The organism is Mesorhizobium sp. M1423 (genome assembly GCF_040317575.1).
GTDB lineage: Bacteria > Pseudomonadota > Alphaproteobacteria > Rhizobiales > Rhizobiaceae > Mesorhizobium.
On the sequence record NZ_JAMYKU010000015.1, the window covers coordinates 139,569 to 152,224 of the forward strand.

General features: G+C 64.8%; 9 protein-coding genes. 5 read left to right on the forward strand and 4 right to left on the reverse strand.

All coding sequences use genetic code 11. The features are described from left to right. The first annotated feature begins 5 nt into the window (after positions 1 to 5). The 3 genes from NKG95_RS19810 (at position 6) to NKG95_RS19820 (ending at position 6,335) form a co-directional block, all read left to right on the forward strand. A complete protein-coding gene (locus NKG95_RS19810; protein WP_353042071.1) occupies positions 6 to 3,866 on the forward strand; it encodes a DUF7929 domain-containing protein in 3,861 nt (1,286 codons plus the stop codon). Positions 3,867 to 4,096: 230 nt separating this feature from the next. Then, positions 4,097 to 4,771 (forward strand): ribulose-phosphate 3-epimerase, encoded by a 675-nt coding sequence (gene rpe, locus NKG95_RS19815; protein WP_352495464.1) that lies wholly within the window; start codon positions 4,097 to 4,099, stop codon positions 4,769 to 4,771. A 40-nt stretch (positions 4,772 to 4,811) separates the two neighbouring features. After that, complete coding sequence (locus NKG95_RS19820; protein WP_353042073.1) at positions 4,812 to 6,335, forward strand: malonate--CoA ligase; 1,524 nt, start codon at positions 4,812 to 4,814, stop codon at positions 6,333 to 6,335. Between the two features lie 2 nt (positions 6,336 to 6,337). Here NKG95_RS19820 and nagA read toward each other — a convergent pair whose 3' ends face one another. From nagA to NKG95_RS19840, 4 genes are read right to left on the reverse strand one after another with little or no spacing between them, the layout of a single operon-like run. After that, positions 6,338 to 7,510: an N-acetylglucosamine-6-phosphate deacetylase gene (gene nagA / locus NKG95_RS19825; RefSeq protein ID WP_023718916.1), complete on the reverse strand. Its 1,173-nt coding sequence runs from the start codon at positions 7,508 to 7,510 to the stop codon at positions 6,338 to 6,340. Continuing rightward, a complete protein-coding gene (locus NKG95_RS19830) occupies positions 7,507 to 8,538 on the reverse strand; it encodes an SIS domain-containing protein (RefSeq protein ID WP_352789046.1) in 1,032 nt (343 codons plus the stop codon). Before NKG95_RS19830 ends, nagA begins: the two co-directional genes overlap by 4 nt. Continuing rightward, positions 8,535 to 9,317 carry a GntR family transcriptional regulator gene (locus tag NKG95_RS19835; protein ID WP_023718918.1) on the reverse strand — a complete coding sequence of 261 codons (783 nt, stop codon included), beginning with the start codon at positions 9,315 to 9,317 and terminating at the stop codon, positions 8,535 to 8,537. Before NKG95_RS19835 ends, NKG95_RS19830 begins: the two co-directional genes overlap by 4 nt. After that, positions 9,314 to 10,195 (reverse strand): glucosamine kinase nucleotide-binding domain-containing protein, encoded by an 882-nt coding sequence (locus NKG95_RS19840; protein ID WP_353042075.1) that lies wholly within the window; start codon positions 10,193 to 10,195, stop codon positions 9,314 to 9,316. Before NKG95_RS19840 ends, NKG95_RS19835 begins: the two co-directional genes overlap by 4 nt. 199 nt (positions 10,196 to 10,394) lie before the next feature. Here NKG95_RS19840 and NKG95_RS19845 point away from each other — a divergent pair, with 199 nt between their 5' ends. Together NKG95_RS19845 and NKG95_RS19850 are read left to right on the forward strand one after the other, a co-directional pair. Further along, positions 10,395 to 11,354: an N-acetylmuramic acid 6-phosphate etherase gene (locus NKG95_RS19845; RefSeq protein WP_353042077.1), complete on the forward strand. Its 960-nt coding sequence runs from the start codon at positions 10,395 to 10,397 to the stop codon at positions 11,352 to 11,354. Positions 11,355 to 11,356: 2 nt separating this feature from the next. Further along, a complete protein-coding gene (locus NKG95_RS19850; RefSeq protein ID WP_353042079.1) occupies positions 11,357 to 12,616 on the forward strand; it encodes an ABC transporter substrate-binding protein in 1,260 nt (419 codons plus the stop codon). Positions 12,617 to 12,656: the final 40 nt, after the last annotated feature.

The window sequence follows — 12,656 nt, forward strand, 5'->3', positions numbered from 1 at the left end:
GGAAGATGAGCAATCTTGCACAGTCCCCGCTTGCGACGAGCAGCCAATCAACCGGCAAACAATCATTCGTCATGGAGACCATCATGAAACCCCTGTCACTCGCCAGGCGCGGCGCGCGCTGGCTGATGGCGGCCGGTATCGCGGTCGCCATGCTGAGCCCGCTGCAAGGCTTCGCTGAAGACCTTGCTCCGGCCAAGGCCAAGCCTGCCGATGCAGGCACTGTCATTCCAGATCCCAAGCTCGATTTCGACAATCCTCGCATCGTCAACCCGGAGCCGGGCCGGATCGTGCCCTTCTTCACCAAGAAAGGCGGCCAGAGAGGCTGCGACTATGTCGTATACTCGCTGAGCTTTGGCTTGCGCGGCAATCCGCAGGGTTTTGCCGGCCCGGGCCTCGCGGCCATGCTGAAAAAGGTCAGGCTCGACTTCAGGGACCAACTCCCGCACGGCCTGCGGATTGTCGGCGTGCATGTGACCGGCGACGGCACCGACGCATCCGGCGGACCGCTGCCCGGCGCTGCGATCAGCAGTTCGGCTGGCCCGGACGATACGGCGACGGTGTCCGATTTCCGGATTTCCGCCAGCGACCTCGACGGCATCGGCGCTGCGAACGAGCGCGCCATCACCTTCCAGATCACCGCCAAGATCGACCATGCGGCGTTTCCGTCGCCGGCAATCGTCGATAACCAGGGGCTGATCAAGGTGAGCCGCGGCGACCGCGGTGCTGGCGTCGAAATTCCGTCGCAGGACCCGGGCAAGCCGGACGACGGCAACTATCTCACGGGTGCAAAGACGTCGATCAAGATCGACGTCACCGAGTGCAACCCACCGCCTCCACCTCCTGGCAATCGTGAATGCTTCAAGGTGGAGCGAGGCACGGTCGATTGCGTGCCCGGCGGCGGCGCCTTCATCTACCATATGCCGGTCGGTCCAGAGATGGCCGGCAAGTGGATACAGCTTTCGACGACGACACCGGGCATCACCATCATTCCCGACACCCAATTGGTGCCGGCGGGCGGCGGTGTGCTCAACTGGAAGATCGTCGGCGCCTCACCGGGCGACGTCATCCACCTCATCGTCACCGGCATCGAAACCTATGCCGGCCCGAAGGAGGGCTGGGGTCTGTGCTGCACGCAGACCATCGACATCGTCATCCCGCGTGACCAGAGGTGCCCGCCGAAGGACAAGGAACCGGATCTGAAAGTCGAAAAGCGTGCCGACGTGCAACGTTGCACGATGGCGGGCGGCTGCGACTTCACCATCAGGGTCACCAATGTCGGCGATGCGCCCTACCACGGCAAGATCGTGCTCGACGAAGTCACCCTGCCGGCCGGCTCCATCCTCGATTCAGGGCCGAACCCGCCTTGGGTCTGCGCGCCTGGAATCACCCCGATGATTTGCACTCATCCGGTGACCACGCTCAATCCGGGCGCCTCAGTCGACCTCAAACTTGGCTTCAAGCCGGCCGCAGGCTGGCAAGGCAGCGTTTTGCGCAACTGCGCCACCTACAATTACGGCGCCAGCGGCAAGCCGCTTTTCGGCAGCCAGCTAAACGACCGCGGCTGTGCGTCGATCCCGGTCTGCCGCCGTGGCGATCGTGACCGCGACTGCCGGCCACCGGTGGAGAAGAAGGTCGACCTGATCCTGAAGAAGCGCGCCCGCACCGAATTCTGTTCGGCCGATGGCGTCTGCACCTTCGTGATCGACATCATCAACAATGGCAGCGTCCCCTACAATGGGCCGCTGACGGTCGTCGATAGCTATCCGGGCGGCGCGCCGGCATCCTCGACCTTCGGCCCGACGCCGCCATGGACGTGCGGACCGAACGGTTCCGGCAAGTTCCGCTGCGACAATCCCGGCATCGCGCTTATGCCGGGCGCCTCGACGCCGATCTTCGTCAGGGCGGTGATGCCGGCCAACTTCCGGCCCGATACCGTCGAGAACTGCGCCGAGGTGAAGGCCATTCCCGGTGAGAACGACATCACCAACAACAGGGCCTGCGCCAAGGAACGCATCCGTCATCCGAATGGCGGGCAGCCGGCCATGCGCATCACCAAGGTGTGCAATGGCTCGCTGGCCGGTGCTGCGGTCGTTTCCTGCCGCATTACCGTCATCAGCCTCGGCGCCACTGCCCCGACCGGTCCGGTGCGGGTCAACGATGCCGCGACGGTGATAGCCGGTGGAGCGCAGGTCCAGATCCAGACCGTCACCCCAGACGGTGCGGAATGGGCTTGCGGACCGGTTCCGGCCAATTCGCTGTCGTGCCAGATTCCCGGCGCCGTTATGACGCCTGGAACCAGCCGCCATTTCGACGTGACGGTTGCTGCGAACGGCGAATTCGAGAACTGCGCACGCGGCTCCTACGGCCCGGCTCCGGGAGACGATATCGTCTATCCGATCGGCCAGGCCTGCGCCAAGGGCGGCGGTGCCTCGACCATCCGGGTCGAGAAGACCGGCGACGCCGAGTGCAAGCCCGGCCAGCCCTGCTCGTTCGAGATCACCATCACGAACGATGGGACGAGCGCCTTCTCCGGTCCGGTTCGCATCGGCGATGCGATCGGCGTCGAAGGCCTCGGCCGGCTGGAAGGCGTTGCGATCACCTCGATCGATCCGCCCTTCGGCTGCTCGCCGGAGCCGGCAACCTTGCCTCTGTCCTGCATCGCCCAACTGACGCTCGGCGCCGGGGAAAGCCATGTGCACAATGTGACCGTGATCATTCCCGACGATGGCCGTCTGACCAATCTGCAGGGCACTGTCAACGGCCAGAACTGCGTCGGCGTGCTGTCTCCGAACACGTCGGTGCAAGGCGGTGGCGACGTGTTGTCTCGTGGTGCCGCCAATGTGCAGGGCGATCGCGGCAAGGCCTATGCCTGCCATCCCTTCATCATCACGCATGAGGTGAAGAAGGAATGCTCGCAAGGCTTTGTCATGAACGACGCCGGCAACTGCGTCTGCCCGCCAGGCACGACCTTCCGTAACGGCCAATGCTCATCCGGCGGCGGCACGGTCATCGTGCCGAAGCCAAAACCTTGCGTTCTCCTCAAAGGCCAGATCCGTACCGAGGACGGACGCTGCGTCTGCCCGCGCGGGACCGAGCTGGAGAACGGCGCTTGCGTGGGCAACAAGCCGCAGCCCGAGCAATGCACCATTCGTGGTCAGATCCACAACGCCAACGGCGAGTGCGTCTGCCCGCGGGGCACGGAAGTCAGGGGTAATGTCTGCCGGCCAATCCAGCCAAAGCCCGAGGAGTGTACCATTCGTGGCCAGAGCCACAACGCCGCTGGCGATTGCGTCTGCCCGAGAGGTACGGAAGTCAGGGGCAATGCCTGCCGGCCAATCCAGCCAAAGCCCGAACAGTGCACCATTCGGGGCCAGATCCATAACGCCGCTGGCGATTGCATCTGCCCGAGGGGTACGGAAGTCAGGGGCAATGCCTGCCGGCCAATTCGGCCGCAGCCCAAGCAGTGCACGATCCGTGGTCAGATCCACGACGCCAACGGCGATTGCGTCTGCCCCCGGGGCACGGAACTGCAGGGCAATGCCTGCAGGCGCAAGAAGCCGGTTGTGGTGGAGTGCCCGATACCTGGCCAGATCCACAACAAGCGCGGCGCCTGCGTCTGTCCGCGTGGGACAGAGCTGCGCGACGGCGCCTGCCGCAAACCACGGCTGGAATGCGCACCGGGCGCGCGGCCGATCAATGGCCAGTGCCAGCCGATCATCAAGCGGCGCTGCCCTATCGGAACGGTCGGACGATATCCGGACTGCGTCCCGGTCCGCAGGAAATCGACGCTTGAGCCGAACCTGCTGCTGAATCCGAATGTTCCTCAGCAGGTCGTGCCAAGGCTCAAGCCGCAGCCGGAGCAATAGGATACGGCGCGGGAAATCCAGAACTTCAAACAGTGACCGTACTCGTCACCCAATACCCGCCGGAGCGATCCGGCGGGGTTTTTCTTCAGCGGGCAGATGAGAAGGCAGCGCAAACCTGAAGCCGCTGCATCGGCGGAAGGACAAACCGGCTTCCACTTTCCGGACTCATGGTCTAGGCAGTCGATACAGACAGAGGGTCCGCAAACCGGGGCGTACGGGAAGGCCGCATCATGAGCAAAAAAACCCTGATCGCGCCATCGGTGCTGGCTTCCGATTTCTCGAAGCTCGGCGACGAGGTCGAGGCGGTGACGGCCGCCGGCGCCGACTGGATCCACCTCGACGTCATGGACGGGCATTTCGTCCCGAACATCACGTTTGGGCCACCGGTGATCAAGGCGATCCGCAACCGCACCGAGGCGTTTTTCGACTGCCATCTGATGATCGCGCCGGCCGACCCCTATCTGGCCGCCTTCGCCGAGGCCGGCTGCGACGGCATCACGGTGCACGCCGAAGCCGGGCCACATCTCGACCGCTCGCTGCAGACGATCAAAAACCTTGGCAAGAAGGCCGGCGTGTCACTCAACCCGGCGACACCGGAAACGATGATCGAATACGTGCTCGACCGGCTTGATCTGGTCCTGATCATGACGGTCAATCCGGGGTTCGGCGGCCAGGCTTTCATTCCAACGATCGTCGACAAGGTGAAGCGGGTGAAGGCGCTGATCGGCAACCGGCCGATCCGGATCGAGATCGACGGCGGCATTTCGCCTGAAACTGCGCCCTTGGTCACCGCGGCCGGCGCCAGCGTGCTGGTCGCCGGCGCGGCCATCTTCAAGGGCGGCAGCGTCGAGGCCTACCGGGCAAACATCGAGGCAATCAGGGCGGCGGCGGACAAGGCCGGCTGACCGCCGCCGTCCGGCCGGAAACAACCGCTCGGGGGGACTTATGAGCAACCATCTGTTCGATGCTTTCCGTGCCCGGATGCCCGCGCCCGGACGCCTTTTGATGGAGGCAGAGGATGGACGCTCGATCAGCTATGGCGAAATGCTGGCGCGCTCCGCTCAACTGGCACATGCGCTGTCGCAGCTGGGCGTCGAAGCCGGCGACCGCATCGCCGTTCAGGTCGAGAAGAGCCCCGAAGCCATTTTCCTCTATCTCGCCTGTCTGCGTGCCGGCGCGATCTTCCTGCCGCTCAACACCGCCTATACGCTGACCGAGCTCAACTATTTCTTCAGGGATGCCGAGCCGCGACTGGTCGTCTGCGACCCGGCGCGAGTGGGCGAGATCGGCTCCTTGGCGCCGGCCTCGGGCGCTGTGGTCGCGACACTCGGCAGCAAGGGCGAGGGGTCGTTGACCGATCGCGCCTCTGAGGCGGCCGTGGACTTCCACGATGTGGCGCGCGAACCGGACGACCTTGCTGCGATCCTGTACACGTCCGGCACCACCGGCCGTTCGAAAGGCGCCATGCTCAGCCACGAAAACCTCGCCTCGAATGCGCGGGTGCTGGTCGACCTCTGGCGCTTCACTGCCGCAGACGTGCTGATTCACGCGCTGCCGGTTTTCCACACGCATGGCCTTTTCGTCGCCACCAATGTCGTCCTGATGGCCGGCGCCTCGATGCTGTTCGAAACCAAATTCGACCCGACCCGCATCGTCTCGCTACTGCCGCGCGCCACCGCGCTGATGGGCGTGCCGACCTTCTACGTCCGCCTGCTGCAGCAGGACGGTTTGAACCGGCAAGCGGCGAAAAACATCCGGGTGTTCATTTCCGGCTCGGCACCGCTTTTGGCCGAGACGCACAGAGCGTGGCGCGAGCGCACCGGCCACGCCATCCTCGAGCGCTACGGCATGACCGAGACCAACATGAACACGTCGAACCCGTACGAGGGCGAGCGGCGTGCCGGCACGGTCGGCTTCCCTTTGCCCGGCGTCTGCCTGCGCATCTCCGATCCCGATGGCGGCGAAACACTTGCCCGGGGCGAGGTCGGCATGATCGAGGTCAAGGGCCCGAACGTCTTTTGCGGCTACTGGCGCATGCCGGAAAAGACCAGGGCGGAATTCCGCGACGACGGCTACTTCATCACCGGCGATCTCGGGCTGATCGATGCCGACGGCTATGTCCACATCATCGGCCGCGGCAAGGACCTGATCATTTCCGGCGGCTACAATATCTACCCGAAGGAAGTGGAGAGCGAGATCGACGCTCTTGCCGGTGTTGCCGAAAGCGCTGTCATCGGCGTTGTCCATCCGGATTTCGGCGAGGGTGTCACGGCGATCGTGGTGAGGGCGCCGGGCTCGACGATCAGCGCCGCCGCGATCATCGAGGCCATCGCTGGGCACCTCGCCAGGTACAAGCATCCGAAACAGGTGATCTTCGTCGACGAACTGCCGCGCAACACGATGGGCAAGGTGCAGAAGAACCTGCTGCGCGAAGCCTACAAAGACCTCTATACGTCCAAAGCCGGCTAACCCTAACAAGCAGGGCTGGCTGCAAAAACCCTGGCGCCGTCGATCCAGACGCTTTTCATGTCCAGATCGTCCGACAACGAAACGATGTTGGCGGCGGTTCCCCTGGCGAAGCGCCCGAGCCGGTGCGACTGGCCGATCGCCTGCGCCGGATAGAGCGAGGCCATGCGCAAGGCTTCGTCGAGGTCGAGACCGACCACGCGATGCACGAAGCGCACCGCGGAAATCATGTCGAGATCCGCGCCCGCCAGCGTGCCGTCGGCAAGTGTCAGCCTGCCATCCTTGCGGTGGATGGTGCGACCGTTCAGCGTGAACGAGGTCATGTCGGTGCCGATCGTCGCCATGGCGTCGGTGACGAGCAGGATCTTGCCCGGCCCCTGCTTGGCGCGCAAGGCGATGGCCATGGTGGCCGGATCGACATGGATACCGTCGGCGATGATGCCGGCATAGAATGTGCCGGTATCGATTGCCGCGCCCGCCAGCCCCGGCTCGCGATTGCCGATCTGGCTCATCGCGTTGAAAAGATGGGTGACCACCGTTGCGCCGGCCTCGGAAAAGGTGCGGGCCGTGGCATAGTCGGTATCGGAATGGCCGATGCTGACGATGACGCCGGCATTGCTGAGCGCCGATACCTGGTCGGGCTCGACGGATTCGGGCGCCACCGTCGTCAGCAGCACCGGCAGGTTTTTCCGCGTCGCGATCAGCATCGCCTGGTCGGGATCTAGCATCGGCCGGATCAAGGCCGGGTCATGTGCGCCCTTGCGGGCGATCGACAGATGCGGGCCTTCGAGATGCAGGCCCAGGAAGCCCGGCACCTTCCGTTGTGCGGCCTCTGCTCCGGCGGCAACCGCCGCGGCGGTGATCTCGGACGTGTCGGTGATCAGCGTCGGCAATAGCGCCGTCGTGCCGAAGGGCGCGTGCGCCCGGCAGATGGTCTCGATCGAGGGGACGTCGGGATGGTCGTTGAGCATGACGCCGCCACCGCCATTGACCTGCAAATCCACGAAACCCGGAACCAGCATACCGCCGCCGGTCTCGATAGGCGCAACACCGGATGGGACGGCGCCGGCGGCAACGATGGCCTCGACGAGGCCGTCGCGCACGACAAGCGCCGCATTGTCGTGCCAGTCATCGCCATCGAATATCCGGGCGCCGGTCAGCGCAAAGCGATCGCTCATAGCGTTTCCGTCACCTTGCGCAGATTGGGCGGCGTGTCTGGGTCGAGGCCGCGATGGCGGGCAAAAGCCTCGACGAAACCATAGAACGACACGATCAGTGTCAGCGGGTCGGTCAGCGGATGACCGGTGGCGACATGCGGCAGAGGCTGCGCCTTCTTTGCCTTGTCCGAAGTCACAAAGACAGCGGCGCCCTTGCCGGCCAGGCTGTCGGCGGCCTCGGCGACTGATGGTTCGGACGCATCGCGGGCAGCCAGCGCCAGCACTGGGAAGCCGGGACCGACTAGCGCCAGCGGGCCGTGCATGACTTCGGCGGCACTATAGGCTTCCGCATGCATGGCGCAGGTTTCCTTGAATTTCAGCGCCGCCTCGTTGGCGATCGCCGCCGACGGGCCCCGGCCAAGGATGAACAGCGATTTCGGCGTCTCGAGTGCCCCGGCCAGCGCCATCCAGTCGCAAGCGATCGCCTTGCGAAAATGCTCCGGCAAGCGGGCAAGTGCTGCCAGAAGTTTGTCGTCGCCGGTGCAATGCGCCATCAGAGCGAGCCCTGCGACCGCCGAATTGACGAAGGTCTTCGTCGCTGCGACGCTGCGCTCCGGTCCGGCAAGGATGTCGATGGCGTAGTCCGAAGCCCGCGCGAGCGGCGAATCGGCGGTGTTGGTGATGGCGACGGTCAGCGAACCGCCGGCCCGCGCCGCTCGCGCCATCGCAACGATGTCCGGGCTCTTGCCCGACTGCGAGATCGCCAGGCAGGCCGAGCCGCCCAGCTTGAGCTTTGCGCCATAGATCGAGGCGATCGACGGGCCGACCGATGCAACCGCCAGGCCCGCGGTCAGCTCCACGGCATATTTCATGAAGGTCGCGGCATGGTCGGACGAGCCGCGCGCCACTGTGACGATGAAATTCGGGTCGCGCTCGCGAATGCCGCGCCCGGCTTCCGTCAGCACGGCGGCCGAGCCGTCGAGCAGGCGGGCGGTGGCCTCCGGGATCTCCTCGATCTCGCGCCGCATATGGGTCATTGTTGCGGTCATGGCCTGCCCTCTTCGCCCGGCCCGCTCAGCCGGAGTTCGGCGACGAAATCATAAGCGTCGCCCCTGTAGATGGAGCGGGTGAACTCGATCACCTTGCCGCTCGCCAGATAGGAGATACGCTCGATGTGCAGGCCGGCAATGCCCGGCGGCACTTCCAGCAGATGCGCGTCGCCATCGCCGAGATTGGTGGCGGAAATGCGCTGCACCGCCCGCACCGGCCTGTTGCCGGTCTTTTCCAGCGCCGCGTAGAGCGACGAACCGATCGCCGCCGGATCGGGCAGCACGCTTGTCGATAGTGAGGCGCGCTCGATCGCCAGCGGCGTGTCGTTGGCAATGCGCAGGCGCGCGACGCGCGCCACCAATTCGTTCGACGCTAGGCCGAGCACCATCATCTCGTCGGGCGATGGTGGATAGAGGCCGCGGTCGAGCCAGGCCGAACGCACCGCCATGCCGCGCCGTGCCATGTCCTCGGTAAACGAGGTCAGCATCGACAGGGACTGCTCGACGCGCTCCATGCGCGGCGCAACGAAGGTGCCGGAACCATGACGCTGGACGAGGATGCCGCCCTTGACCAGATCCTGCACCGCCTTGCGCACGGTGACGCGCGAAATATCGGCCTTGCTGGCGATGTCGCGTTCGGACGGCAGCGCATCGCCAGGTCCGATCAGCCCGCGTTTCACCGCGTCCTCGATGCTCTTCCTCAGCTGCAGATAGAGCGGTGCGCCACTTTGCGACGATTGTCTCAGCGCCGCGAAAATCTGATCGGCGGCGTCGCTCATCGCGCTGCCTCCGCCGCGTTCGCAAAAATCCGAACCGCCATCTGAACCGCGCCGCCCAGCGCGTCGTCGAGCGGCGGTTTCAGCAGCGCCCGGTAGCGCGCCGACAGGCGCGGCGCGTAAAGCGGCGCCAGGCCGCCGAGCAGGCAGAGCGGATCGTCGCCACCAAGGTCGAGCACGCCAAGTGCTGCCTCGACATCGGCGACCGCCTTGTCGAGGATCCAGATAGCGACGACGTCGCCTTTTTCGGCATGTTCGAACACCTTGGGTGCGAAGCCGCCGAAATCGCCGGGCTTGGCGTTGGTGGTGAATTCGACCACATCCTCGGGATTGTTGCGGAAGATGGCGAGCATGGCCTGCGTCAGTGGCGATCCTTCGCGGATGCCGTCATAGGCGAGCAGCGTCTGCTCGAGCAGGTCGCGGCCGATGCGGGCGCCGCTGCCCTGGTCGCCGACCTGGAACCCCCAGCCGCCGATGGCGCGCGATCGGCTGTTCTTGCGCGCCATATAGGCGGTGCCGGTGCCGAGGATGGCCATGGCGCCGTCACCGGAGCCGACCGCACCTTCCAGCGCGATCTCGGCGTCGGTCTCGACACGGCTGGTGCGGAACGGCAGGATCGCTTCGAGCTGCTGCCTGTAGGTGCCGACATTGGCGCCGGCTAGGCCGAGAATGGCCGGAGTTTGCGGGATCAGTCCGGGATCTCTTCCCGCGGCGACAAAGGCCTGCTGCGCCGCGTCGACGATGTTCGTCCTGGCGCCGGTGAGGTCGGTTCGGATGTTGGCGGCGCCGCTTTTGGCGCGGCCGAGGACGATGCCATCGGCTGTTGCAAGGGCCGCCCTGCAACTGGTGCCGCCGCCATCGATGCCGAGCACGAATTTCACGCGATTTCTCCTCCGGACGGATAATACCAATAAAATACCAATAGCCAAGGATTAATTTCCGTTTCAAAAAAGTTAAGCGGTAGTTTGTTGGAAAATCAGCCGATTTCGTCCGCAAGCCTGCACCGCCGCAAGGATTTGATTAATGCGTGTGGACAAGTGGTATTTTTTTGGTATGGTTTTCTTGATTGGAGGAAAGCGGATGGCCGAAACGCGCACCGAGGCGCTTCACCACAATGCCGAGGGACTGGATATCCAGGCCCCGGAAGCCGTCCTTTCCTCTTTGGCCAACGCACAGATCGAGGCCGCCAAGGCGGTACGCGGTGCCATTCCGGCCATCGCCGCGGCAGCCGAAATCATCGCAAGCAGACTGAAAAGCGGCGGCAAGCTCGCCTATGCGGCCGCCGGCAGCTCGGGCTTGATGGCATTGGCCGATGCGCTGGAGCTGCCAGGCACTTTCGGCATCCAGCGCGACCGTATCGCCATTCTGATCGCAGGCGGCGACGAAGCTTTCAAGACACTGGCCGGCGGGCCGGAGGATGACGCCGACGAAGCTTCGGCAGCGGTCGCCGCCGCCGGCATCGGCAAGGGCGACTGCCTGATCGCCGTCTCGGCCAGCGGCTCGACGCCTTATGCTGTCAAGGCGATCGAGGATGCCAGGCGCCGCGGCGCGGCGACCATTGCTGTCGCCAACAACAGGGATGCGCCGCTGCTGCGGCTGGCCGACATCGCCATCCTGCTCGAAACGCCGCCGGAGCTGATTGCCGGCTCGACGCGCATGGGCGCCGGCACCGCCCAGAAGATCGCGCTCAACATGCTGTCGACGCTGGCCGCCATCCATCTCGGCCATGTCCACGACGGCTACATGGTCAACCTCATGGCCGACAACATCAAGCTGCGCGACCGCGCCGCACGCATCGTCGCCGCCGTCAGCGGGCGCGACAAGGACGAGGCGGCGCGCCTGCTCGAAAAGAGCGGCGGCGTCGTCAAGACCGCCATTCTGCTCGCCGCCGGCGCCGCCAGCGCCGATGCGGCCGAGAAGATACTGGAAGGGACCGGCCACAAGCTGCGGCCAGCCCTTTCCGCGATCGAGGGGAGCAAGGGGCGCAATGCCTCCGTTCTCATCAAAACCGAACCTGAAAAAGGTCAACAGGGAGACTGAGCATGACAACGAAGCTACTGACGGCACTTCTTCTCGGCACCAGCATTCTCGGCACCGCCGGGGTGGCTTATGCCGACGACGTAACGCTCAACATCGAAAGCTGGCGCGGCGACGACCTTGCCATCTGGAAGGACAAGCTGATCCCGGCTTTCGAGGCCAAGAACCCCGGCATCAAGGTGGTATTCGCGCCGTCGGCGCCGACCGAATATGACGCCGCCCTCGGCGCCAAGCTGGCCGCCGGCTCGGCCGGCGACCTGATCACCTGCCGCCCGTTCGACAAATCGCTCGAACTCTTCAAGAAGGGCAATCTCGCCGATATCTCGACGCTGTCCGGCATGGAGAACTTCTCCGATGTTGCCAAGGCCGCCTGGCAGACCGACGACGGCAAGTCGAGCTTCTGCGTGCCGATGGCCTCGGTCATCCACGGCTTCATCTACAACAAGGATGCCTTCGACAAGCTCGGCATCAAGGTGCCGACGACCAATGAGGAGTTCTACGCCGCGCTCGACAAGATCAAGGCCGACGGCACCTACATCCCGATGGCGATGGGCACCAAGGATCTCTGGGAAGCCGCGACCATGGGCTACCAGAACATCGGCCCGAATTACTGGAAGGGCGAGGAAGGCCGCCTGGCGCTGATCAAGGGCGAGCAGAAGCTGACCGATCCGCAGTGGGTCGAGCCCTACAAGGAACTGGCCAAGTGGAAGGACTATCTCGGCGACGGCTTCGAGGCGCAGACCTATCCGGACAGCCAGAACCTGTTCACGCTCGGCCGCGCCGCCATCTACCCGGCCGGCTCGTGGGAAATTGGCCTGTTCAACACGCAGGCGCAGTTCAAGATGGGCGCCTTCCCGCCGCCGGTGCAGAAGGCCGGCGACACCTGCTACATCTCCGACCACACCGATATCGGCATGGGCCTCAATGCGGCCTCGAAGAACGCGGATGCGGCCAAGACCTTCCTGTCCTGGGTGGCCTCGCCGGATTTCGCTACCATCTACGCCAACGCGCTGCCCGGTTTCTTCAGCCTGAACAACACGCCGGTGAAGATGGAAGACCCGCTGGCCCAGGAATTCGTCTCCTGGCGCGGCAAGTGCAAGTCGACGATCCGCTCGACCTACCAGATCCTGTCGCGCGGCACGCCGAACCTCGAAAACGAGACGTGGGTTGAATCGGCCAACGTCATCAACGGCACCGACACGCCGGAAGCTGCCGCCAAGAAGCTGCAGGACGGCCTCGACAGCTGGTACAAGCCGGCGAAGTAAGGCGCGGCGAAGCGATATCTCCCCCTCGAAGGGGAGATGT

What these genes read in the sequence shown, in the direction of transcription:
- nagA (WP_023718916.1), bottom strand. Translation starts at nt 7,510, where the DNA reads ATGAGCGATCGCTTTGCGCTGACCGGCGCCCGGATATTCGATGGCGAT.
- NKG95_RS19830 (WP_352789046.1), bottom strand. Translation starts at nt 8,538, where the DNA reads ATGACCGCAACAATGACCCATATGCGGCGCGAGATCGAGGAGATCCCG.
- NKG95_RS19845 (WP_353042077.1), top strand. Translation starts at nt 10,395, where the DNA reads ATGGCCGAAACGCGCACCGAGGCGCTTCACCACAATGCCGAGGGACTG.
- NKG95_RS19810 (WP_353042071.1), top strand. Translation starts at nt 6, where the DNA reads ATGAGCAATCTTGCACAGTCCCCGCTTGCGACGAGCAGCCAATCAACC.
- NKG95_RS19850 (WP_353042079.1), top strand. Translation starts at nt 11,357, where the DNA reads ATGACAACGAAGCTACTGACGGCACTTCTTCTCGGCACCAGCATTCTC.
- NKG95_RS19820 (WP_353042073.1), top strand. Translation starts at nt 4,812, where the DNA reads ATGAGCAACCATCTGTTCGATGCTTTCCGTGCCCGGATGCCCGCGCCC.
- rpe (WP_352495464.1), top strand. Translation starts at nt 4,097, where the DNA reads ATGAGCAAAAAAACCCTGATCGCGCCATCGGTGCTGGCTTCCGATTTC.
- NKG95_RS19835 (WP_023718918.1), bottom strand. Translation starts at nt 9,317, where the DNA reads ATGAGCGACGCCGCCGATCAGATTTTCGCGGCGCTGAGACAATCGTCG.